This window comes from Shinella yambaruensis (assembly GCF_050859155.1).
Taxonomy (GTDB): domain Bacteria; phylum Pseudomonadota; class Alphaproteobacteria; order Rhizobiales; family Rhizobiaceae; genus Shinella; species Shinella yambaruensis.
Genome location: NZ_CP150640.1, coordinates 234,146 through 255,933 on the forward strand (window position 1 = coordinate 234,146; position 21,788 = coordinate 255,933).

Sequence of the window (21,788 nt, forward strand, 5' to 3'; positions counted from 1 at the left end):
AAAAGGGGAGAATGCCGTGACGCTCGATTTCGCCCTGGCCGGTGGCGCCCGCAGCATATGGATGCGCGGCCCGACCTCCTCGCGTCTGCCAAAGGCTCCCCGGGGTTCGTTTCCGTTTTCGCAAAACGCGCGCGGACACAAAGCGTTCGCGTCGCGCAAGCGTGAGCCCATCCGGATCGGGCTGCTGGTTCCCTTTCAGGGCGCGGATGCGATCTGGGGGCCATCCTGCCAGTACAGCGCCGTTCTCGCGGCGGCGGAGCTCAACGAAAAAGGCGGCATACTTGGCCGGCAGATAGAGCTTCTGGCGGCCGACGCCGGCGGCAGCCCGCAAGCCGTTGTCGAGCGCGCCCGCGACCTTGTCGAGCGCCAGGGCGCCAATGCGTTGATCGGCGTCCACCTCTCCTCCGTCAGGGTCGAACTCGCCCGTGCGCTGGCCGACCGTGTGCCCTATGTCTTCGCGCCGCTCTTTGAAGGCGGCACGGAAAGCGAGACGGTCTTCAGCATAGGCGAGGTGCCCGAAAGGCAGTTTTCAGGTCCCGTCAGCCATTTCATGGACAATCAGGCGGCCAGGCGCTGGTTTCTGGTCGGCAATGATTACGTTTGGCCCAGGGCTTCGCACAACTGGGTGCGCGATTTCGTTCTGGGGCGTGGCGGAGCGGTCGTCGGCGAGGAGTATGTCGGGCTTGGCTATGACACGACCCACCTTGTCGATATGATCGAGGCGGCCAATCCCGATATCGTTTTCCTCTCCCTTGTCGGTTCGGAATGCGTGCCGTTCAACCGCATGTTTGCCGAACGCGGCCTTCCCCGCCATATCCTGCGCCTGTCGGGCGCTGTCGAGGAAAATACGCTGATGGCGATTGGCGCGGACAATACCGAGAACCTGTTTTGTGCCGCAGGCTATTTCAGTGCGTTGCAGACGCCGGAGAACCACACCTTTCTCAAACGCTACCGGGATGCTTTTGGCGTGACGGCGCCCGTGCAGGGCGTGTTGAGCGAAGCCTGCTATGAAGGCCTTCGCTTCTTCGGCGCCCTGGCAACCCGCGCGCAGTCGCTTGAAATCGATGCCCTGTCGCAGGCCTTCGAAGGCTTGAGCTTCGAAAGCCCGCGCGGCGTAACCACGGTTCGAAACGGCGTCGCCTCCGGGCCGACCTATCTCGCCCGCGCCGAAGGCACCGAGTTCGAAGTCTTGCGCAGCTTCGACAACGCCTGATCCGGAATTTCCGAGCTTCGATAAACAGATAACACAGGTTCAGCCCGCGATTCCGGACCGCGCTTGAAAAGCGTGCGCCGCATCTTCCCCATCCGGCTGTTTTGAAAGCGCTTTCCAGCTTCGCCAAAGGGCTGCGGAAGGCAAAACCTGTCGCCTTATAAAAATACTTGAAAAAGAAAATATTGAATATATAAACATATCGACCGCATGAAATCCTCCTGCCCGCCTCCTTCCGGTTCGGGCCGGGCCTGCAGGCTGCCGCCTGCCGGAGCGGATTCGTGCGCCTATCCGGAGCTATAAAAGAGGGTGAACTCATGAAAATCAGCAGACGCCTGTTTCTCGGCGGCACGGCCGCTGCCCTGACCGCACCGTGGGTCAATCGCGGCTTTGCGGCCGACGACATCACGATCGCAAGCATCTACGATCTTTCCGGCGGTCTCGAGATCTACGGTCAGCCGATCGACGCCTGCCTCGATCTTGCCGTTTCCGAACTGAACGAGGCCGGCGGCCTGCTCGGTCGCCAGATCAAGGTCCAGAAGTACGATCCGCAATCCAACATCCAGCTCTATACGCAGTTTGCGACGGAAGCCGCAACGAGCCTGCAGGCTGCAACGGTCTTCGGCGGCATCACCAGCGCCTCCCGCGAAGCCATCCGGCCGATCCTCGGCCGGTACCAGACGCTCTACTTCTACTCGCCGCTCTACGAGGGCGGTGTCTGCGACCGCAACACCTTCCTGACGGGATCGACCCCTTCGCAGACCATCGGCCAGCTGATGCCCTTTGCCGTCAAGAACTTCGGCAAGAAGGTCTATGTTCTGGCAGCGGACTACAATTACGGTCAGATTTCCGCCAAATGGGTACGCGACTTTACCGCGCAAGCCGGCGGCGAAGTCATTGCCGCCGAATTCTTCCCGCTCGACGTCACGGATTTCAGCGCGGCGATCCAGAAGATTCAGCGCGAAAAGCCCGACGTGATCTATACGCTCCTGGTGGGCGGCAACCATATGTCCTTCTTCCGCCAGTGGGCGGCGGCGGGCATGGCAGGCCAGATTCCGATCGTCTCCACGTCTTTCGGAGGCGGTAACGAGCACATCGTCCTGACACCCGCCGAATCCGATGGCGTCATGGCCGCGTTCGGCTACTTCCAGGAGATAAAGTCGCCGGCCAACGAGGCCTTCGTGAAACGCTACCACCAGAAGTTCGGAGACAAGGCACCCTATGTGACCGAGCACGCCTCGGCGACCTACAACGCCGTCCACCATTGGGCAAACGGCGTCAGGAAGGCGAACTCCCTTGATCGCATGGCGGTTATAGAGGCGATCGAGAGCGGCTCGACGGTGGACGGCCCCGGCGGCTCCTCGACGATTGATCCCAAGACGCACCATTGCGCCACGGACGTCCATATCGGCCGGGTCAAGGACCACAGCTTCGAAATCCTCGAAAGCTTCGCGAACCAGCCGCCAGCCGACACGGCTGCCATTTGCGACCTGGTCGCCAACCCGAACGACAACCAGCAATACGTCATCCAGTAGCCGCGGACGCATTGCCTCCCGGCGCGTGGCAGGCCGCGCACCGGGAGCCCATACGGGACAAATCCAGTGGACTATCTTCTTGTTGTGCTGCTCCAGATCGCTGGAGCCGTCGGCAATCTCGCGCTTGTCAGCGTCGGGCTTGCCGTCATCTTCGGCATGATGCGGGTCATCAACCTCGCCCATGGCGAGTTCATCATGCTCGGCGGCTTTGCCGCCATCTTCAGCGTGCAGGCCGGCATCAACATCTGGCTCGCCATGCTGGTGATCGCGCCGCTGAGCGTGGCCGTGCTCGGCGTGCTGGTCGAACGCCTTGTGATGCGCCGTCTTTATGGCCGCATGGTCGACACCATGCTGGCAAGCTGGGGCCTGAGCCTGCTGCTCATCGGGCTCGCCACCACCTTCTTCGGCAATCGCGTCGTCGGCGTCGCCGCCCCGGTCGGGAGCTTCCGCATCGGTGAATACAATCTCGGCGCGTATGATTTCGTGCTGGCCGGCATCGCCCTCGTCGTCTTTGCCGCGGGCTACGCGATATTGCGCTTCACCCGCGTCGGCCTGGTTGCCCGGGCAACCATGCAGAACCGGGAAATGGCCTCGTCCCTCGGCATCGAACCCTCGCGGGTCTACGCCGTCACCTTCGCGATCGGCTCCGCCCTCAGCGGCTTGGCGGGCGGGCTGCTTGCGCCGATATCCGGCGTCTTGCCCACGATGGGCGTCGCATATGTCGCCAAGGCCTTCATCACCGTCATCACCGGCGGCGCCAGCGTCATCACCGGCACGGCGCTGAGCTCGACCCTGCTTGGCAGCATAAACACGGTCTCCACCTTCATCACCACACCGGTTCTCGGCGACGTGGCCCTGCTTCTGGCTGCCACCATCTTCCTGCGCCTCCTGCCGACAGGCATCACCGGCCGCATCTTCAAGGGGGCACCATGACATTGTCCACGTTCTGCCGTGCCAGCGGCACGCATATCGCGCTCGCAGCCGTCGCCATGCTGGCAGCGATCGTCATCTTCCCGAAGGTTGCGCCGCTCTACACGCTCATCAACGTGACGCTCTACATGTCCATGGGCGTCTTTGCGCTGAGCCTTGCGCTTCTCTGGGGCTACGGCGGTATCCTTTGTTTCGGCCAGTCGGCCTTCTTCGGCCTCGGCGCCTATGCCTATGCCATTGCCGCCATCAACTTCGGCGACACAACGCTGGCATCTGCGTTCGCCATCGGGATTCCTGCCCTCTTTGCCGCCGGCCTCGGTTATTTCCTGTTCTATGGCCGTCTCAGCGATGTCTATCTCGGTGTCATCACACTCACCGTCACGCTCATCCTGTTCAAGCTGATCAACAGCACCGGCGGCGACGCCTGGCGGATCGGCGAGGCGCGGCTCGGCGGCTTCAACGGCATTCCCAACACGCCGCTGCTGACAATGCCGTTCACCGGCATCCCGCTGTCCCCTGCAAACCTGTTCACGCTCGCCTGCATCGCCCTGTTTGCAACCTATGCCCTTTGCAAGAGGCTGATCACCACCCGCTTCGGCCGCGCCGTGATTGCCGTGCGGGAAAACGAGGTGCGGGCGGAACTGCTCGGCTACAATGCCAGGCGCCTGAAGCTCGCCATCTTCGTCATCTCCGCGGGCATTGCGGGGCTGGCCGGATTGCTGTTCGCCAACTCCGTCTTTGTCAGCCCGACCATGTTCAGCCTTTCCATGGCCGCGCAGGTGCTGATCTGGGTCGTGGTCGGCGGCCTTGGCACGCTCTTCGGCCCAGTCGCGGCCTGCTTCGCCCTGCAGATAGCGGCGGCGGCACTCGGCAAGCTCGGCCTTATCGACCCCAACATCGTGCTTGGGCTGGTGCTGGTCGTCTTCGTGGTCTTCGTACCGGGCGGCATCCAGCCGGCCCTCGCCGCGCTCCTTGCCCGCATCGCCACCCCGCCCTGCGGGTCCCCGGGACATATGCGCGAGGAGGCCGCATGATGAGCGACTATCTCCTCGAAGCGCGGGATGTCGCCATGCATTTCGGCGGCGTAAAGGCACTCGACGGCGTGGATTTCCGCCTGAAGAAGGGCGAACTGCGCTGCCTTCTCGGCCCCAACGGCGCCGGCAAGAGCACCTTCTTCCGCTGCCTCACCGGTACCCACAAGCCAACCCGGGGGCATATCCTCTTCAAAGGCACCGATATTGCCGGCAAGGAGCGGCATGACATCGCCCGTGCCGGCATCGGGGTGAAGACCCAGGTGCCCAGCCTGTTCGATGGTCTCACCACCCACGAGAACCTTTGGCTTGCGCTCCGCACGGTTCGGAATGCTGCCGCGCGGGAGGAGAAGATCGCCGATGTGATGGAGCGGGTGGGCATTTCACCGCTGCGGGACAACGTACTCGGGCGCATGGCCCATGGACAGCGCCAGCTCGTGGAACTGGCGATGGTTGTCGCCAGCGATCCGGACCTCGTGCTGCTCGACGAACCGGCCGCCGGCATGACCGACGGCGAGGTGGAGCGCCTCGCCTCCATCATTCGCGATCTGAACCGCACCCATACCGTCGTGGTCGTGGAGCATGACATGCACTTCATTCGCATGATCGCGGACCAGGTCACCGTCTTCCATCAGGGCCGCATCCTCGCGGAAGGCCATGTGGAAAGCATCCTTGCGAACCAGACCGTCCGGGACGTCTATCTGGGGAAAAAACATGGCGCCTGATCTCCTGACCGCCAAGAACCTTCAGTCCGGCTATGGCCGCATTCCGATCCTCTTCGGGATCAGCCTGTCGATTGCGGAAGGCGAGTTCGTCGGCATTCTCGGCCATAACGGCATGGGCAAATCAACGCTGCTGCGCACGCTGATGGGCCACATCGTCCCGACCGGCGGCAGCATCCATCTTGCCGGCCGCGACGTGACCAGCGCCTCTCCCGCCGCTCGCTCCCGCGCCGGCATCGGCTATGTCCCGCAAGGGCGCCAGATATTCCCGGCGCTTTCCGTAATGGACAATCTGCGCGTCGGCGCCGCCCACCAGAGCCCGAAACAGGCTAAGGCGATCATCGATCAGGTGATCGAGGACCTGCCGCGGCTGAAGCCGATCCTGTCGCGGGCCGGCGGGGTGCTCTCCGGGGGCGAGCAGCAGATCCTCGCCCTTGCCCGCTGCCTGTGCGCCCATCCCAAGCTGATCCTGCTCGACGAGCCGACCGAGGGCCTTCAGCCGTCCATCATCGAGGAAATGAAGGACACGCTGAAGGCCCTCGCCCGCTCGCGCAACCTTTCGATCCTGCTCGTGGAGCAGAACCTCGAATTCATCAGCGATCTCGCCACCCGCGTCCTCGTCATCAAGCGCGGCCAGCTCTCCGGCGAGATCGACCCCGCCAAGCTGCACGACGCCGATCTGGCGGGCGAATTCCTGCCCGCCTGATCTCTTTCAACACCCAGAAAACGAGGGTCATCATGATCACCATCACCGCCGTCATCCGCGCCCGCAAGGGCTATGAGCAGACCATGGCCCAGGCCCTGCTCGAAGTCGCCGAGCATGTGCGCGCCAACGAGCCGGACACGATCGGCTTCCATATTTCCCAGGATGCGCAGGATCCCTGCCTGTTTGCCACATACGAGCGCTTTGTCGATCGCGCCGCGATGGACCTGCACAACAATTCCGACGTGGTCGCCCGCTTCTTCGGCATCGCAAAGCCGATCCTCGACGGTGAGGTCATCCTGATCACCGCCAACGAAATTTCCGCCAAGGCCTGAACATCGACGAGGGGAGCAAAGTATCATGAACGCACCTGTAACTCTCCAGCGCCTAGGCGCGGATGCTGCCCGCTTCGTGGCAAAGGAAAAGAAGCTCTATATCGACGGCACGTGGGTTCCGGCCACGGAAGGTGGCACCATCGACGTCATCGACCCCGCAACCGGCAAGGCCTTCGATCGTGTCCCGGAGGGCAAGGCCGCCGATATCGACCGCGCCGTTGCCGCCGCCCGAAAGGCGTTCGATGACGGCCCATGGGCCAACATGACGCCGGCCGACCGCGGAAAACTCGTCTGGAAGCTCGGCGATCTCGTCGAAAGGCATGCGGACGAACTGGCGGAGCTCGAAGCGCTGGACAATGGCAAGCCGGTGACGGACGCCAGGAACGGCGACGTTGCCTTCTCTTACGAGCTGCTGCGCTACATGGCTGGCTGGAGCACGAAAATCTGCGGCCAGACCATCCCGCTGTCGGCTGGCGCTCCGTTCCATGCCTATACGCTGCGGGAGCCCGTAGGTGTCTGCGGACAGATCGTGCCGTGGAATTTCTCCTTCATGATGGCTGTCTGGAAAGTGGCCCCGGCGCTTGCTGCGGGCTGCACCATCGTCCTCAAGCCGGCCGAGCAGACGCCGCTGACGGCCCTGCGTCTTGCCGAACTCGTCGAGGAGGCCGGTTTCCCCGCTGGCGTTTTCAACGTGGTGACAGGCTATGGCGAAACGGCAGGCGCGGCCCTCGCCGCCCATCCCGATGTCGACAAGGTCGCCTTCACCGGTTCCACCGAAGTTGGCAAGAAGATCCTCGACGCGGCCAAGGGAAACCTGAAGAAGGTCTCGCTCGAGCTCGGAGGCAAGTCGCCGATGATCGTCTTTGCCGACGCCGACCCGGCCGTTGCAATCCCCGCCATTGCCTACGGCATCTTCTACAATATGGGCCAGACCTGCACCGCCGGAACCCGCCTGTACGTGCACAAGGACATCGCCGATACCATCTTGACCGGCCTCAAGGCCTTTGCCGAATCCATGTCGATCGGCGTCGGCCTCGACCCGAAGACCCAGATCGGGCCGCTTGTGTCCCAGGAGCAGTTTGACCGCGTCAGTGCATATGTGAAGGCAGGACTTGCCGATGGCGCCAAGCTCTATTGCGGCGGAAATCGCGCGGGAACGGAAGGATACTTCCTCGAACCGACGATCCTGACGGAAACCACCTCCGACATGTCTGTCGTCAAGGAAGAGATCTTCGGACCGGTTCTCGTCGTTGCCACCTTCGACGATGACGATATCGACTCCGTCGTCAAGGAGGCCAACAACTCGATCTACGGATTGGCAGGCAGCGTTTTCACGCGCGATGTCAGCCGTGCCCACAAGGTCGCGAAGAAGCTGAAGGCAGGCACGGTCGGGGTCAACACCCACCACGTCATCGACCCCGCGCTTCCCTTCGGCGGCTTCAACCAGTCCGGCTGGGGGCGCGAGCAGGGCTATGAGGCCATTCTTCTCTATACCGAGGTGAAATCCGTCGGCATCGCGCTGTGACCACCCTGCGGCGTGGCGGCTTCAACCGCCGCGCCAACCCTTCCGGCATCGGAGCAAGAAGCGAAAACGCATGCACAACCTGACGATCAACGGCGAACGCCTTTGGCAGACGATCACGCAAACCGCCGCCTTCGGCGCCGGCCCGGATGGCGGCATCCGTCGCCTTACGCTTTCACCGGAAGACAAGAAGGTTCGCGACTGGCTTCGCGAACAGTGCGAAGCCATCGGCTGCAGTCTTAAAGTCGATACGGTCGGCAATATGTTTGCGACACGCCCCGGCACCAGGGAGCATGCACTGCCAATTGCCATGGGCAGCCATCTCGACACGCAGCCAACCGGGGGCAAGTTCGACGGAATCCTCGGCGTTCTTGCCGGGCTGGAAGTCCTGCGGACGTTGCACGACGCCGGTTATGAAACCGAGCATCCGGTGATGCTCATCAACTGGACGAACGAGGAAGGCGCTCGTTTCGCGCCCGCCATGCTCGGCTCCGGCGCGCATGCCGGCGTCTTCGACCAAGCCTTTGTGGACAGCCGCCTCGACACCGACGGCGTTTCCTTCGCCGAAGCAATCGAAAAGATCGGCTATCGCGGCGAGACGCCCTTGGGAGAAACGTCCTTGGCCGCCATGTTCGAACTGCATATCGAGCAGGGGCCGGTTCTGGAACGGGAAGATATCGAGATCGGCGTCGTGACCGGCGTTCAGGCGATGCGTTGGTACGATCTTGTCATCACCGGTCAGGAAGCCCATGCTGGCTCCACACCGATGGACATGCGCTGCGATGCGCTCGCCGACGCAGCCGCGATTGTCCTTGGCGCCCAGGACATAGCCCGCAAGCTGGGCGGCATGGCGACGACGGGCCAGCTGTCGATCAACTCGCCCTCCCGGAACGTCATTCCGGGCAAGCTGACCATGAGCCTCGACCTGCGCCACGTCACAGACGGCGGGCTCGATTCACTGGAGATCGAAGTGACAGATCTCATCCGGAAGCAGTGCGGCAATCGCGCGCATCTCCAAGCGGTCTGGATCAGCCCGGCCGTGCATTTTGATAATGATTGCATTGAAACGGTTCGGTGTGCCGCGGAACGGCTCGGAACCAGTAGGCGCGATATCGTCTCCGGCGCCGGCCATGACTCTGTCCATGTGTCGCGCATCGCGCCGACGACGATGATCTTTATTCCATGCAAAGACGGCCTGAGCCACAACCCAGCCGAAAGTGCACGGAAGGAGCATTGCGTTTTGGGAGCCCAAGTGCTGCTCGAAAGCATCATTTTGCACCAGTCCTTCGCAGGCATTTGAAATTCCTTCGATCTCCTCCGTACCAGCCGATCAGTGGTCGGGCGCATGTCCAGCATCCGCGAGCGGCAGGGCGTACGCTATGATCTTCTGATCGGCCAGGCGGGGACCGAACCCGAGAACGCGCGACGCCGCCAGGTCGTGTGAAGGTTGCCTGCAAAAACCGAGGCTCTCATACAGCTTGCATGCCGCCGTCATGAACTCGGCGGTGTGCAGCGTGAGCGCATGTGCTCCATCTTGGCGGGCGCGCCCTATGCACCACGAACACAGTGCGCGACCGTAGCCATGCCCCTGTGCCGACGGTGCGACGGCCAATGTTCGCAGCCCTGCAACCCCCGAAGGCCAGCCCATTCCCTCATGCGATGCGTCTGCGTAGTAGGTGACCGTTCCGACGAGGCACCCTTGCATCTCGAGCACCGCAATGTCCGCCTGCCCCCACCGGCTCGCGAAATCACACGAGTCCTTCAAATAGGGATCGAAGATGTGCGCCGGCAAAACTCCCCGATAGTGCGCGAAAGCATCGGCAACAAGAGCAGCCACGGCGTCAAGTTCCCGGCGCCCGGCAAGGCGTATCATACGTTCCGTGTCGATCATTTCGTGTCCTCGCTTGAGGTGACGGGAAAGGCTGCTTTCCCTCAAGGCTTACGGCGCTCCGCCTTCCGCGACGTCCCATTGTTCGGAGCAAAGCCGGCCAGGCTTGCATAACCGCGCACGACCTGCTCGCGTTCCTCGTAGGATGCGACCGCCTCGATGTCGTCGAAACCGTCGGGTGCGCGCGCCTCGACGAGATCGATCACGCCTTCCGGCCCACCCCTGCGGTTCGACAGGACGACTTGTGATGTGGGCGGGCGGCGCTCGCTGTCATAGGCGCCGAGCGCCGCTTCGACGGTTCCATGGGTTCGCAGATGCTCTGCCACGGACCGGGCGTCGAGGATGGCCTGGCTCGCGCCGTTCGAGCCGACGGGGTACATGGGATGGGCGGCATCTCCCAGCAGGGTGACGCGTCCGAACGACCAGCGCGGCAACGGCTCCCGGTCGCAATTGGAATATTCGTAGAACGCGCCGGTAGCGCGGATGATCCCGGCCGGATCGACGTAATCCAGGCGGAAGCGATCCCGCACGAACGGCAGAACCTGTGCGAGTTTCCCCGGCCGACTCCAGTCCCCGAGGGTGAAGCGCCCGGCCTGCGGCGCACGGCTGCGGGCCATCACGGCCCAGTTGGTGAGGCGCATGGCCGGATCGTCCGGATCCTTGCCGATCGGATAGAAGACGAATTTGGCATGGTTGCCGCCGGCGACTGCCATGGTGCGGCCGTCCCGCCATTTCGGCCAGCGCGTGGCGCCGCGCCAAAGCATGACACCATTCCAGATGGGCGGACCTTCATCCGGGTAAAGCGTTGCGCGTACAGTCGAATGAATGCCGTCAGTGCCGATCAGCAGGTCACCGCCCGCCTGCGATGCCCTACCACCTTGCGACAGGTGAACGGTGACGCTCCGCTCGTCTTGCGCAAAGCCGTGCACGCGGCATCCCGTGCGGATGATCCCCTGCCCCAGCCGTGCGATGACGGCCTTGTGGACAAGGCCCAGCAGCCTGCCGCGATGGATGCTGACCTGCGGCACGGCATGGCCGGCCTCGACCCCGCGCAACTCCTGCCAGACGACCTGGCCGAACCGATTCGCATAGATCAGCTCGCGCGTGCGGATTCCCGCTGCGTCGAGGTCGTCCATCAGTCCGAGTTCGGCCAGAAGGCCGACAGCATGCGGCAACATGTTGATGCCGACGCCCAGCTCCCGCACCGCATCCGCACGCTCGAAGATCTCCACCTCGACCCCGGCCCGGTGCAGGAAGAGGGCGGCCGTCAATCCACCGATACCGGCCCCCGCGATCAACGCCTTCATGGCCCTGCTCCCGGTTCGCGCTGCATGGCGACGGGTTCGGCAGTACCATGCCCATAGCGAGCTCCGATCTCCCGCAAAGCGCGGAGAAGATGGCGCGTGAACATCCAGCGCTCCGATCCTGCATTGCTACCAGGCTATCGGTATCGAACGCGTGCTCTGACGGAAATGACAGAAGTATCGTATTTTCTGCCAAAGGCGCCGCCGAAACCCTGGCGGCAGCGATTTCCAGAAGTGTGCGTCGGCCACATGTCTAGCTGGGGGACATCCGGGCCTTAACGGATGCGTCGGCAATACCTCAACGATCAGCCCGGCACGGGCCAGTTCTCGCAGCGCTCGAGCAGGACCGCGGGTGATATACCCTCCAGGTCCAGGGCCGGGAGAAGGTCGTTGTCGGCAATCAGGTCGCGATTCATCGAGGATGAGAAGATGTTGATGCCGGCTTCGTGCAGAATGGCCGGCCGGCCGGCGATGCGGCCGAGCAGGCTGGTGGGCACGAGGCCGAAGGGCACGTCCTCGTAGATGTAGCGGCTGTCGACGGTCGCCGGGCCGAAGCCGCCGCGCCCTTCCGCATGCATCTGCTGGTTCATCTCGGACACGGTGCCCATCGGCACGTGGAAGGACAGGGAGAAGTGTTCCTGTACCGTGCGAACGGACAGGCCGAAGCTCTCGGCGATCCTCAGCCGTTCGAGGTCGAGCGCCTCGATGAGCCGCCCGACGGCGGGCGTGACGTTTTCACCCTGGCCCCATGTCTCGCCCTTTTCCATACGGGTCAGGTTGAGAAGCGCGATGCCGAGGTGGTTCTGCGGATTGAGGTTTGAAAGCGCGATGGCGAGGAGGCCGTCGCGGATGACGAACCGGTCGCCGAAGAGCTCTGTGCAAAGCGCCTTGCCCATCTCGGCTTCGGACTTTGGCAATGTTGCCACATCGACCTTCTGGCGCACGGAATTGACCGCAACGCTGGTGCCGTCCGGCTGCTGGCGGCCGGTCAGGAGCGTCGTGCCCCAGACGATAATGGGCAGGCGCACGCCGCGTTCGGCGAGACGCCCGGCAAGGTACAATGCGCCGAAGGAGCTGTGCGAGCTGATGATGACGGGCTGTCCGGAAACAAGGTGGGGAACGGCGGCGTCGAAGACATGGCGGTGGCCGTTGGCGGGCAGGGCGACGACCACCGCATCCACGCCCTTGACCGCGTCGGCGCAGTCGCGGGCGACCGCAACCGTTCCGGAGAATTCGACCGCGCCTGTCGCGGTCAGCGGCGCGCCTTCCGCGAGCTTGCGGGTGCGCTCCCCGGAGGGAGACCACAGGACGGGCTGGTGTCCAGCCCTGGCCAGGAAAGCCGCCATGCCGAAGGCGATCGCGCCCGCGCCGAGAATTCCAATCCGCATCGATTATCTCCCTGTTCGTTTCGAGCGCCGGGCAAGGCTGCCGCCAGCGCCGCTTGGCCAAAGGTTTCCCTGCCGATATGGCAGCCGGGGGTGTATTTTCTACAAAAACACCAGACAAAAAAATCTTGTGTTTTGTCACTAGCGCACAGAATGCGTTTTATGCACAGTAGAATTGTCATAATGCAAGGAATGCATGATACCCATGGAAGTCCGCGACCTCGAGGCATTTCTGGCAGTCATGTCCACCGGCAGCATCACCGCTGCCGCCCGGCTGCTCGATCGCTCGCAGTCGCAGGTGACGCGCCTCATCCAGGATCTCGAGACATCGCTGGGCTTTCCGCTGTTCGAGCGCAACGGTCCCAAGATCACGCCGACGGACGAAGGGGTCGCCTTTCATGACGATGCCGAGCGCTTCTTCAGCGGCATCGGCCACCTGCGCGACCGGGCCAAGGCGATTGCCGGCCGCGAGCCCGAGCCGATCGAGATCGCCGCGACGCCGGCCTTCGCAAGCGGCATCATTCCGCTCGCTCTCGCCGAATTGCCCGCGGAGCGGCTTCCCCGTACCATGCAGCTGCGCAGCATGCCGGCGGAAGCCGCCATCCAGTCGGTGCTCGGCCGCACCGCGGATTTCTGCGTGACGTCACTGCCGGCCGACCAGCCAGGCCTGGAAGTGCAGGGTTTCTTCGAGGGGCGCTGCGTCGCTGCCGTCGCCCATCACGATCCGCTGGCGAAAAAGTCCGTCATTTCCATCGCCGACCTTGCCGATCGTACACTCGTGACCATGGCGAACCCGTTCCGCCTGCGCCACCGGGTCGATCAGGCGCTCAAGGCGGCGAATGTCCGCCCCGCCCGCGTCATCGCGACCAACGCGACGATGAACGCCGTGCAGATCGCCTCGACCGGGCTCGGCATTGCCGTAATCGAGCCCGCCACGGCCTACGGCCTGCAGTCGGCGCCCGTTGCGATCCGGCCGCTCGATGTCGATGTCCCGTTTCTCTGGGCGATTTTTTCCGCAACGGCGCGCCCACTTTCGGCCGGCGCGCGCGCGCTCATCCAGCAGATCGTGGATGTCGCATCCAGACGTATTCCGGATCTCGTCATCCATGACCCGCGCCAGATGGCGCGCATCGCAGACCGCACGTTTTCCGGCCGCGCCGGCGATCCCGCTCCGGCCGGCGGCGGTGCCCACGACATGCCCGACGTGAATGAAAATGAGCCCGCAAAGACCAAAACAAGGAGAGAGTGACATGAAGGACTTTACCACAACGCGCCGCTCGACGCTGAAGCTGCTTGCCGCCGGCACCGGCATCCTTGCCGCTCCGGCCATTATCCGTCCGGCCTTTGCCCAGAGCAAGGTCGTCAACATCACGACCTACGACAAGTTCGTGCCCCAATCCTTCATCGACCAGTTCCAGAAGGATACCGGCATCGAAGTGCGCATCCGCCTCACCGACGACCAGGGCAAGCAGTACAATCTGCTGACCGCCGAGGGTGCGACGCCCTCCACCGACATCGTCACCGTCACCGGTCACCGCCTGTCGCAGTTCCTGAACTCGAACCTGCTTTCGGCGCTCGATACCGGCCGCCTGAAGAACTGGGACAAGCTCGCCGCCGCCTACAAGGGCGCGCCGCAGCTCACCATCGACGGCACCACCTACGGCCTGCCGCTGCTTGCCGGCTATGAAGGCCTGGCGCGCAACACCGAATACACCAAGGAGACCGATACCTGGGGCCTCATGTTCGAGGACGAGTTCAAGGGACTTACCTCCTATATCATCACCGACTTCCTCTCGATCGTCATGACCTACCAGGGCAATGACGGCGACTACGTGACCTATGGCGACAAGCCGGATGTCGCGCAGACCGCCACCAACCAGGCCCGCGACTTCCTGATCCAGCACAAGGACAAGGTGCGCAAGTATTACGACGCCGGCTCCGAGGTGCAGCAGATGTTCCTCAACGAGGACATCTATCTGGCACAGGTCTGGTCCGGTCCGGCCGCCAAGCTCATCATGGACGGCCACCCGATCGAGATCTCGGTGCCGAAGGAAGGTACCTATGGCTTCCTCTACTCGTTCAACGTCGTCAACAACGCACCGAATGCGGACGCCGCCTATACCTTCCTCGACGCGATCCTTTCCTCTCCGGAAATCGGTGCGGCGATGACCCGCCAGTCCGGCTTCGCCTCGGCGTTCGCAGGCGTCAACGACGTGCTGGACGATCGTGAGCGTGCAGCCCTTTCGCTGCCCGACGAGCAGGCCCAGCGCATCCAGTTCTTCAGCTCCGTCAACCGCGACATGAAGAACGAGATGATCGACAAGGCCGCCGCCGAGATCAAGGCGGCCTGATCCTGACGACAGGCGCGGCCGGTCTTCGGCCGGCCGCGCATGGGCATCCTTCGAAGCCGGGAACGACGAGAATGGTGGATACGACGATGCAGCCCCGAACCGTCACCTCGACGGCGCCGCCGCGCTACGCCGGATGGATCGGCAGGACGGTCAATTCGACCCTTTACCGCAATACGATCGGGCTTCTGGCCAGCAACCGCTGGGTCCGGCTTGCCGTGCTGGCGGGCGTGCCGCTCGTTTGGATCGCCGCGTTGCATCTCGGCCCCATTCTGCAGATGGCCAATATCAGCTTCCTCGCCAACTACCCGCCCCGGCCGGGCGTGGATAGCGGATACACGCTTGAGAACTACGGCTTCTTCTTCTCCGACCGGCTCTATTTCATGCCGTTCGTGCGCAGCCTCATCTTCGCGGCCGTCGTGACGGTCTCGACGCTGGTGATCGTCTATCCGGTCGCCTACTATGTCGCGAAAGTGGTGAAGCCGAAGAACCGGATGCGCGCGCTGCTGCTGCTGCTCATTCCGTTCTGGGCCGGCGAGCTGATCCGGACCTTCTCGGTCATCATGCTGCTTGCAAACCGCGGCGCCGTGAACGTGCTGCTGCGGGAGCTCGGCTTCATCGACCGGCCGATCCCGATGCTCTACACCTTCTTCTCGCTGAGCTTCGGCGTCGTCTACCTGCTGGCTCTTTACATGCTGCTGCCGCTCTATTCGGCGATCGAGAAAATCCCGACGCCGCTCATTCACGCCGCATCCGACCTCGGCGCCGGGCCGTTCCAGCGCTTCCGCCGGGTCATCCTGCCGCTTTCCAAGGACGGCATCGTGTCGGGCTGCAGCCTCGTCTACCTCACCACCATCGGCGTCTTCGCGGCGCCCCTGCTGCTCGGCGGACCGAACGCGGTCATCTTCCCGGAGGTCATCGCCACCCTCTTCCACGGTTCGAACGACAAATGGCCGGAAGGCGCCGCCTTCTCGATGCTGATGCTCGCCGTCTCGCTGACGACGGTCGGGCTCTTCATGCGGATCGTCGGCGGACGCTCCGTCAGGCTGATGTGAGGAGAGGATGATGAAAACCTACTTCAACGACCTGCCGAAGACGGCGCTCGGCGCGTCCTACTGGCTCTTTGCGGTCTATCTCGTCCTGCCGCTGTCGCTGATGATGGTGATGAGCCTCAAGGATGCCAATTTCATCGCCTTCCCGATCAACAGCTGGACGCTCGACTGGTATGCGAAGGTGCTGCAGGACCGGCAGTTCATCAACGCCTCGCTCTATTCCATCGGCATCGCGCTCGCGACCACGGTCTGCGCCACCATCATCGGGGTCTGGATCGCGCTCCTGATCTCGGCGGAGAATATCTGGGGCAAGGCGGCGATCTTCGCGCTTGCCTGCCTGCCGGCCGTCGTCCCCGGTCTCATCAACGCCATTTCCATGCGCATCTTCATCCGCGCGCTGGACATTCCGACCGGAACCTTCGCCATCGTGCTCGCGCACACGGTGCACGCGGTTCCCTTCGTGGTGATCATGGTTCTGACGCGCCTGCGCTCGATGCCGGCGAACCTCGTGGATGCCGCGCGCGATCTGGGGGCCGATCCGTTCATCGCCTTCCTGCGCGTGACGATCCCCTATCTGATGCCCGCGCTCATCGGCGGCATGATCTTCTGCGTGCTGACCAGCATCGACGACTTCGTGCGCACCTTCTTCCTCGGCGGATACCAGCCGACCCTGCCCATGCTGATCTTCGCCAAGGTGCAGGGCGGCATGTCGCCGGAAATCAACGCCATGGCGACGATCGTGCTCATCGTCACGACCATTGTCGGCCTCTATGCCGAATACTTCACCCGCCGTTCCAGGAGCTGATGCGCATGCAGCCTGTCGTCCAATTCAAGAACGTCAACAAGTTCTACGGAACGCAAGCCGCCGTGGAGGATCTGGACCTTGCCATCGATGCGGGCCAGTTCGTCACGCTGCTCGGCCCGTCGGGCTGCGGCAAGTCGACCACGCTGCGCATGCTCGGCGGCTTCGAGGACCCGACCTCCGGCGAGATCTATCTCGATGGCAAGCCGATCTCGCACCTGCCGCCGAACCGGCGCAATGTGAACATCGTCTTCCAGGACTATGCGCTGTTCCCGCATCTCTCCGTCATGCGCAACATCGCCTTCGGGCTGGAGCTGAAGGGCCTGGCGCAGGATGCGATCCATCGCCGCGTCACGGAGCTTCTCTCCCTCGTCTCGCTTGCGGATTATGCCGAGCGCATGCCGGCCCAGCTGTCCGGCGGCCAGCGCCAGCGCGTGGCGCTGATGCGCGCGCTCGCACCGGACCCGAACGTGCTGCTGCTCGACGAGCCGCTTTCGGCGCTCGACGCCAAGCTGAGGCAGCAGATGCAGATCGAGCTGAAATCGATCCAGCAGAAGACCGGCAAGACCTTCCTCTTCGTTACGCACGACCAGGAAGAGGCGCTTACCATGTCCGACGTCATCGTGGTGATGAACAAGGGGCGGATCGAGCAGATGGGCGGGCCGGACGAGCTTTACGCCCGTCCGCGCAGCCGCTTCGTCGCCGACTTCATCGGCCGGAGCAACTTCATCGAGGGCAAGGTGGTCTCCGTCTCGGGCAATATCGCCAGCCTGGACTGGCAGGGCAACATCATCCACGCGGACGTCAACGGCACGTCGCCTGCGACAGGCAAGGTCGTAACGGTCGCGCTGCGCCCGGAAGCCCTCTACTGTCTGACGGAGAAGCCAGAGGGACGGCTGGCGCTCAAGGGGCGCATCACCGGCCGCGTCTTCAAAGGCGCGCATACCTCGCTCACCGTCACGCTCGAAAACGGCACCAGCCTGCTGGTCCAGCTCGACCCCGTGGCACTGTCGCATATCGAGGGGGACGACGTCTGGATCGGCTGGCGCGAACGCGACGCCGTCCTCCTGGCGGATTGAAACGGAGAGTGGAACCATGATCGACAGACAGCAGCAGCAAAGCCGGCTCTCCAGCCTCAATGCGCGCGTGAAGCAGGACCTCGGCTATCTCAACTATCCGCCGGCCAACTGGTCGAAGCCGGTCACGACGGCCGACGGCGGGCCGGTCAGCGACGTCGTCGTCATCGGCGGCGGCATGTGCGGCCTCGTCGCCTGGCATGCGCTGACGCGCGCCGGCATCGTCAACCTGGGCATCGTCGACCGCGCGCCGAAGGGGCTCGAGGGCCCCTGGCTCACCTATGCCCGCATGGAGACGCTGCGCTCGCCGAAGATCCTGCTCGGCCCGGCGCTCGGCGTCGCCTCGCTCAGCTTCCGGGCGTGGTTCACCGCGCTTTACGGCGAGGGCGAATGGGAGGAGCTCTACCGCATCCCCAGGCCCATGTGGATGGATTACCTGTCCTGGTATCGCGAGGTCATGGACGTCCCGGTCGAGAACGACACGCATGTCACCCGCATCCTGCCGCGCGAGGACGGTCTTCTCGAACTCGAGATCGCCGGCGGTGCCCGTCCGTCGATCGTCACCCGCAAGCTGGTGATGGCGACCGGCCGCGACGGCCTCGGCGAGCCGACGATTCCGGATTTCGTCAAGGGCATGGAGCGGCACAGGTCCTGGGCGCACTCGGCCGACGAGATCGATTTCGACCGGCTGAAGGGCAAGCGCGTCGTCGTCATCGGCATCGGCGCCTCGGCGGTGGACAATGCCGCCGAAGCGCTCGAGCAGGGCGCAGGCGAAGTCCGCCTTCTCGCCCGCCGCAAGGAGATGCCGACGATCAACAAGCTCATGGGCATCGGCTCCTACGGCGTCATCGCCGGCTTCGCCGAGATCTCGCCGGAATGGCGCTGGCGCCTGATGGACTATGCCGCCAAGCAGCAGACGCCGGCACCGCACAATTCGACGCTGCGCGTCAGCCGTCACCCGAACGCCTATTTCCATTTCGGCTGCGCCATCGCCTCGATGAAGGAGGAAGACGGCGAGGTCGTCATCACCACCACGAACGGCCGCGTCTTCCGCACCGATTTCGTCATCCTGGGGACCGGCTTCTCCATCGATCCCATGAGCCGGAGCGAGCTTGCGCCATACCAGGACAGGATCGCCTGCTGGGAGGACCGCTACGACCCGCCGGCGGGCGAGGAAAATCCCGGCCTCGGCCGCTTTCCCTGGCTGAACGGCGATTTCTCCTTCACCGAGAAGGAACCGGGCACGGCACCCTGGCTGAAGGACATCCACTGCTTCAACTACGGCGCCTCCGTCAGCGTGGGCAAGGTGAGCGGGGACATCCCGGCGATCAGCGAGGGCGCGCTCTGGCTCGCGCGCGGCGTCGCCGCCTCGCTCTTCATCCGCGATGTCGATTATCACTGGGAAGCGCTGCTCGCCTACGAGAAGCCGGAACTCGACGGAACCGAGTGGACCGATGCCGACGCGCCGGTGCAGGCACAGAAAACCGCGTGAACGAACACGCGAGATGAGGACACGCCCATGACCGCCTCCCCCGCCGCCGATGTCATCGACACCGTGCTCGGCCTCGACCGCTTCCCGGACCTGAAGGCGCTGCGCGAGCAGCGCGGCAAGCTCAAGCACCTGACCCAGACGAGCTACGAGGCTGCCCTTCGCCCCGCCGAGCCGCGCAACTTCTCCTACGGCATGAGGGCGGCGCTTGCCGCGCGCATGGCCACGCTCTGGAAATCCGGTGAACTCGTCGCCCATTACCGGGCGCTTCTCGATGGCGAGAATCCGGCGTTGAGCGCCATCGCCGATCCGGGCACCGGCGCGGCCGATGCGGATGCGCGCCTTTCCGCGATCCTCGCCCATGTCGACCTGGTGACGCTCGCGCCCAAGGAGGCGACGCGCGCCAATATCGAGAAGCTGGCCGCCGCCGGCCTCGACGACCGCGATATCGTCACGCTCGCCGGCCTTATCGCTTTCGTCAACTACCAGGTGCTGGTCGTGGCCGGCCTCAAGATGCTGAGGGACAACTGACATGTCGGACGCCGTTCACGAATTCACCGTCGAGGCGCTCGACTGGAAGCCCTATATCAGGCCGGTAGACCTGGACACGGCAACGCCCGAACAGCTGGACGCCTTGAAGGTCACGCCGTCCAACAAGAAGGTCTCAGCCTATGTGCTGGTGCTCGCCAACGAGGCGGAGACGCTTCGCGAACGCACGCCGCTCTTCAACGACATCATGTACAGCGAGGGCGGGCTTTCGCGCGGCGGCCGCGAGATCGGCGCGCTCGCCGCCTCCTTCGTCAACCATTGCATCTACTGTGCCGCCGTGCATGCGGCCCGCTACATCCAGCTCGAGAAGCGGCCGGAGGTGGTGGAGGAAATCTACAGGAACGGTCTTGACGCCGACCTGCCGGAGTTCGAGCAGGCGCTTTTCAACTTCGGCGTGGACCTGACCGCCCATCCCGACAATGTCGGCACCTACCAGTTCTACCACCTGCGCGAGACCGGCCTCGACGATCTCGAGATCCTCGACCTCATCCATTCGGTCGCGATCTTCGGCTGGGCGAACCGGTTGATGCACACGCTCGGCGAACCGCACCGGCAGGAATGAGTGGAACAGCTTTCCCGCACTGACGGGGGCGGCGCCGTCCGCCCCTTCGACATCACCCATCGCGACGTCCTGACGATCGCGCTTCCGATGATGATCGCCTATCTGTCGAGCCCGCTGGTCGGGCTGGTCGCCACGGGCGTCATCGGGCAGCTCGGCGACGAGGCGCTCATCGGCGGCGTCGCCCTGGCGGCCGTCATCTTCGACGTCATCTTCGTCACCTTCAATTTCCTGCGCGGCGCCACGACCGGTTTCACGGCACAGGCGCTCGGGGCGGGCGACAGACACGCGGAACAGCGCATGCTGGCGAGCGGCCTGATCATCGCGCTCGTCGGAGGTCTCGCCCTCCTCGTCTTCCACAAGCCGCTTGGCGAACTCGGCCTTGCCGCAATGGGCGCGAGCGGGGCCGTCGCCGAGGCGGCATCGACCTATTTCGCCTGGCGCATCTGGTCGGCGCCCTTCGTGCTCTTCAATTTCGTCGTCTTCGGCTGGATCATCGGACGCGGCGAGGCGCTCTGGGGCATGATCCTGCAGACGCTTCTGAACGGGATCAATGCCGGGCTCAGTATCTACTGGGTGCTGGGGCTGGGCTGGGGCGTCGCGGGTGTCGCCGCCGCCTCGCTCGTTGCGGAAGCGGTGACGGCGCTCGCCGGCCTGTACCTCATCTGGAAGAAGACCGATCCCAAGGCCTGGAGCCTGCCGGGTGCTGCGGCTTTCCGCCGGGCCTTCTCGGTCAATGGCGACATGATGATCCGCTCCTTCGCGCTGCTGATCGGCCTGTCGCTCTTCACCCGGCAGAGCGGCACGCTCGGCATCGAAATCCTCGCAGCCAACACGATCCTGCTGCGCTTTTATTTCTTCGGCGTCGCCTTCCTCGACGGGGTCGCGACGGCAGCCGAGCAGCTTGCCGGCAAGGCCGTCGGCGCGCGCTACCGCCCGGTCTTCGACCGGACGATCAGCCTGACGACGCTCTGGGGCTTCGTCTTCGCAGGGCTCGTCTCTCTCGCCTTCCTCGCCGCCGGCGACTGGGTGATCGGCATCACGGCACCGACGGAAGCGGTTTCCACGCTCGCCCATCTTTACCTGCCCTATGTGGTGGCGCTGCCGATCTTCGGTATCGTCGCCTTCCAGATGGACGGCGTCTATATCGGCGCGACCTGGTCGAAGCAGATGCGCAACCTGATGCTGCTCTCGCTCGCGCTCTATCTCGTCGCCTGGAAGGTGCTGCCGGCGCATTTCGGCAACCACGGCCTCTGGATCGCGCTCATCCTGTTCCAGAGCGTCCGCAGCATTGCCTTCCGCTTCATGCTGCCCGGTCTGGCCGACCGTACCTTTCCCCGCTGATGCC

Annotated in this window: 21 protein-coding genes; 18 read left to right on the top strand and 3 right to left on the bottom strand. The window is 64.0% G+C overall.

Features of this window, described 5'->3' with window-relative positions:
• Window positions 1–16 precede the first annotated feature (16 nt).
• From WMC41_RS26960 to WMC41_RS27000, 9 genes are all read left to right on the top strand, one after another.
• Window positions 17–1,213 (top strand): substrate-binding domain-containing protein, encoded by a 1,197-nt coding sequence (locus tag WMC41_RS26960; RefSeq protein WP_432349377.1) that lies wholly within the window; start codon window positions 17–19, stop codon window positions 1,211–1,213.
• Between the two features lie 314 nt (window positions 1,214–1,527).
• Window positions 1,528–2,745, top strand: a complete 1,218-nt coding sequence (locus tag WMC41_RS26965; protein WP_432349379.1) for an urea ABC transporter substrate-binding protein — start codon at window positions 1,528–1,530, stop codon at window positions 2,743–2,745.
• Window positions 2,746–2,811: 66 nt separating this feature from the next.
• Window positions 2,812–3,678, top strand: coding sequence for a branched-chain amino acid ABC transporter permease (locus WMC41_RS26970; protein ID WP_272808229.1), 867 nt, complete (start codon window positions 2,812–2,814; stop codon window positions 3,676–3,678).
• Window positions 3,675–4,709, top strand: a complete 1,035-nt coding sequence (locus WMC41_RS26975) for an ABC transporter permease subunit (RefSeq protein WP_432349382.1) — start codon at window positions 3,675–3,677, stop codon at window positions 4,707–4,709. The genes WMC41_RS26970 and WMC41_RS26975 overlap by 4 nt, the downstream gene beginning before the upstream one ends.
• A complete protein-coding gene (locus tag WMC41_RS26980) occupies window positions 4,709–5,431 on the top strand; it encodes an ATP-binding cassette domain-containing protein (RefSeq protein ID WP_432349384.1) in 723 nt (240 codons plus the stop codon). Before WMC41_RS26975 ends, WMC41_RS26980 begins: the two co-directional genes overlap by 1 nt.
• Window positions 5,421–6,134 carry an ABC transporter ATP-binding protein gene (locus tag WMC41_RS26985; RefSeq protein ID WP_432349386.1) on the top strand — a complete coding sequence of 238 codons (714 nt, stop codon included), beginning with the start codon at window positions 5,421–5,423 and terminating at the stop codon, window positions 6,132–6,134. Before WMC41_RS26980 ends, WMC41_RS26985 begins: the two co-directional genes overlap by 11 nt.
• Window positions 6,135–6,166: 32 nt before the next feature.
• Window positions 6,167–6,466: a putative quinol monooxygenase gene (locus WMC41_RS26990; protein WP_244770637.1), complete on the top strand. Its 300-nt coding sequence runs from the start codon at window positions 6,167–6,169 to the stop codon at window positions 6,464–6,466.
• Window positions 6,467–6,491: 25 nt separating this feature from the next.
• Window positions 6,492–7,991, top strand: a complete 1,500-nt coding sequence (locus tag WMC41_RS26995; protein WP_432349388.1) for an aldehyde dehydrogenase family protein — start codon at window positions 6,492–6,494, stop codon at window positions 7,989–7,991.
• A gap of 70 nt (window positions 7,992–8,061) precedes the next feature.
• Window positions 8,062–9,288 carry a M20 family metallo-hydrolase gene (locus WMC41_RS27000; RefSeq protein ID WP_432349390.1) on the top strand — a complete coding sequence of 409 codons (1,227 nt, stop codon included), beginning with the start codon at window positions 8,062–8,064 and terminating at the stop codon, window positions 9,286–9,288.
• 30 nt (window positions 9,289–9,318) lie between these two features.
• On the opposite strand, the gene WMC41_RS27005 is transcribed toward WMC41_RS27000, so the two are convergent.
• The 3 genes from WMC41_RS27005 to WMC41_RS27015 all read right to left on the bottom strand — a co-directional run bounded on the left by WMC41_RS27005 (window position 9,319) and on the right by WMC41_RS27015 (window position 12,568).
• Complete coding sequence (locus tag WMC41_RS27005) at window positions 9,319–9,879, bottom strand: GNAT family N-acetyltransferase (RefSeq protein ID WP_432349392.1); 561 nt, start codon at window positions 9,877–9,879, stop codon at window positions 9,319–9,321.
• 41 nt (window positions 9,880–9,920) lie between these two features.
• Window positions 9,921–11,183 (bottom strand): flavin-dependent oxidoreductase, encoded by a 1,263-nt coding sequence (locus WMC41_RS27010; RefSeq protein WP_432349394.1) that lies wholly within the window; start codon window positions 11,181–11,183, stop codon window positions 9,921–9,923.
• 302 nt (window positions 11,184–11,485) lie between these two features.
• Window positions 11,486–12,568, bottom strand: coding sequence for an NAD/NADP octopine/nopaline dehydrogenase family protein (locus tag WMC41_RS27015; protein WP_432349396.1), 1,083 nt, complete (start codon window positions 12,566–12,568; stop codon window positions 11,486–11,488).
• A gap of 193 nt (window positions 12,569–12,761) precedes the next feature.
• Between WMC41_RS27015 and WMC41_RS27020 the strand changes: the two genes are divergently transcribed.
• From WMC41_RS27020 to WMC41_RS27060, 9 genes are all read left to right on the top strand, one after another.
• Window positions 12,762–13,814 (top strand): LysR family transcriptional regulator, encoded by a 1,053-nt coding sequence (locus WMC41_RS27020; protein ID WP_432349398.1) that lies wholly within the window; start codon window positions 12,762–12,764, stop codon window positions 13,812–13,814.
• Between the two features lies 1 nt (window position 13,815).
• Window positions 13,816–14,916, top strand: a complete 1,101-nt coding sequence (locus WMC41_RS27025; protein ID WP_244770644.1) for an extracellular solute-binding protein — start codon at window positions 13,816–13,818, stop codon at window positions 14,914–14,916.
• A 71-nt stretch (window positions 14,917–14,987) separates the two neighbouring features.
• Window positions 14,988–15,968 carry an ABC transporter permease gene (locus tag WMC41_RS27030; RefSeq protein ID WP_336314401.1) on the top strand — a complete coding sequence of 327 codons (981 nt, stop codon included), beginning with the start codon at window positions 14,988–14,990 and terminating at the stop codon, window positions 15,966–15,968.
• Between the two features lie 10 nt (window positions 15,969–15,978).
• Window positions 15,979–16,770: an ABC transporter permease gene (locus WMC41_RS27035; protein ID WP_244770646.1), complete on the top strand. Its 792-nt coding sequence runs from the start codon at window positions 15,979–15,981 to the stop codon at window positions 16,768–16,770.
• A 5-nt stretch (window positions 16,771–16,775) separates the two neighbouring features.
• Window positions 16,776–17,846, top strand: coding sequence for an ABC transporter ATP-binding protein (locus WMC41_RS27040; protein ID WP_272808241.1), 1,071 nt, complete (start codon window positions 16,776–16,778; stop codon window positions 17,844–17,846).
• A gap of 16 nt (window positions 17,847–17,862) precedes the next feature.
• A complete protein-coding gene (locus WMC41_RS27045; protein WP_432349400.1) occupies window positions 17,863–19,335 on the top strand; it encodes an NAD(P)-binding domain-containing protein in 1,473 nt (490 codons plus the stop codon).
• A 27-nt stretch (window positions 19,336–19,362) separates the two neighbouring features.
• The gene (locus WMC41_RS27050; RefSeq protein ID WP_432349401.1) at window positions 19,363–19,863 is read left to right on the top strand and encodes a CMD domain protein; all 501 of its coding nucleotides are present in this window, start codon (window positions 19,363–19,365) and stop codon (window positions 19,861–19,863) included.
• A 1-nt stretch (window position 19,864) separates the two neighbouring features.
• Complete coding sequence (locus WMC41_RS27055) at window positions 19,865–20,443, top strand: peroxidase-related enzyme (RefSeq protein ID WP_432349402.1); 579 nt, start codon at window positions 19,865–19,867, stop codon at window positions 20,441–20,443.
• Window positions 20,444–21,784, top strand: coding sequence for an MATE family efflux transporter (locus WMC41_RS27060; protein WP_432349404.1), 1,341 nt, complete (start codon window positions 20,444–20,446; stop codon window positions 21,782–21,784).
• The last annotated feature ends 4 nt before the right edge of the window (window positions 21,785–21,788 follow it).

Excerpts from the sequence above, each read along its gene's own strand:
- WMC41_RS26985 (WP_432349386.1), top strand. The coding sequence starts at position 5,421 with ATGGCGCCTGATCTCCTGACCGCCAAGAACCTTCAGTCCGGCTATGGC.
- WMC41_RS27045 (WP_432349400.1), top strand. The coding sequence starts at position 17,863 with ATGATCGACAGACAGCAGCAGCAAAGCCGGCTCTCCAGCCTCAATGCG.
- WMC41_RS27050 (WP_432349401.1), top strand. The coding sequence starts at position 19,363 with ATGACCGCCTCCCCCGCCGCCGATGTCATCGACACCGTGCTCGGCCTC.
- WMC41_RS27010 (WP_432349394.1), bottom strand. The coding sequence starts at position 11,183 with ATGAAGGCGTTGATCGCGGGGGCCGGTATCGGTGGATTGACGGCCGCC.
- WMC41_RS26980 (WP_432349384.1), top strand. The coding sequence starts at position 4,709 with ATGAGCGACTATCTCCTCGAAGCGCGGGATGTCGCCATGCATTTCGGC.
- WMC41_RS26975 (WP_432349382.1), top strand. The coding sequence starts at position 3,675 with ATGACATTGTCCACGTTCTGCCGTGCCAGCGGCACGCATATCGCGCTC.
- WMC41_RS26995 (WP_432349388.1), top strand. The coding sequence starts at position 6,492 with ATGAACGCACCTGTAACTCTCCAGCGCCTAGGCGCGGATGCTGCCCGC.
- WMC41_RS26965 (WP_432349379.1), top strand. The coding sequence starts at position 1,528 with ATGAAAATCAGCAGACGCCTGTTTCTCGGCGGCACGGCCGCTGCCCTG.
- WMC41_RS27040 (WP_272808241.1), top strand. The coding sequence starts at position 16,776 with ATGCAGCCTGTCGTCCAATTCAAGAACGTCAACAAGTTCTACGGAACG.
- WMC41_RS27025 (WP_244770644.1), top strand. The coding sequence starts at position 13,816 with ATGAAGGACTTTACCACAACGCGCCGCTCGACGCTGAAGCTGCTTGCC.
- WMC41_RS27055 (WP_432349402.1), top strand. The coding sequence starts at position 19,865 with ATGTCGGACGCCGTTCACGAATTCACCGTCGAGGCGCTCGACTGGAAG.
- WMC41_RS27020 (WP_432349398.1), top strand. The coding sequence starts at position 12,762 with ATGATACCCATGGAAGTCCGCGACCTCGAGGCATTTCTGGCAGTCATG.
- WMC41_RS27030 (WP_336314401.1), top strand. The coding sequence starts at position 14,988 with ATGGTGGATACGACGATGCAGCCCCGAACCGTCACCTCGACGGCGCCG.
- WMC41_RS27000 (WP_432349390.1), top strand. The coding sequence starts at position 8,062 with ATGCACAACCTGACGATCAACGGCGAACGCCTTTGGCAGACGATCACG.
- WMC41_RS26990 (WP_244770637.1), top strand. The coding sequence starts at position 6,167 with ATGATCACCATCACCGCCGTCATCCGCGCCCGCAAGGGCTATGAGCAG.
- WMC41_RS27035 (WP_244770646.1), top strand. The coding sequence starts at position 15,979 with ATGAAAACCTACTTCAACGACCTGCCGAAGACGGCGCTCGGCGCGTCC.
- WMC41_RS27005 (WP_432349392.1), bottom strand. The coding sequence starts at position 9,879 with ATGATCGACACGGAACGTATGATACGCCTTGCCGGGCGCCGGGAACTT.
- WMC41_RS27015 (WP_432349396.1), bottom strand. The coding sequence starts at position 12,568 with ATGCGGATTGGAATTCTCGGCGCGGGCGCGATCGCCTTCGGCATGGCG.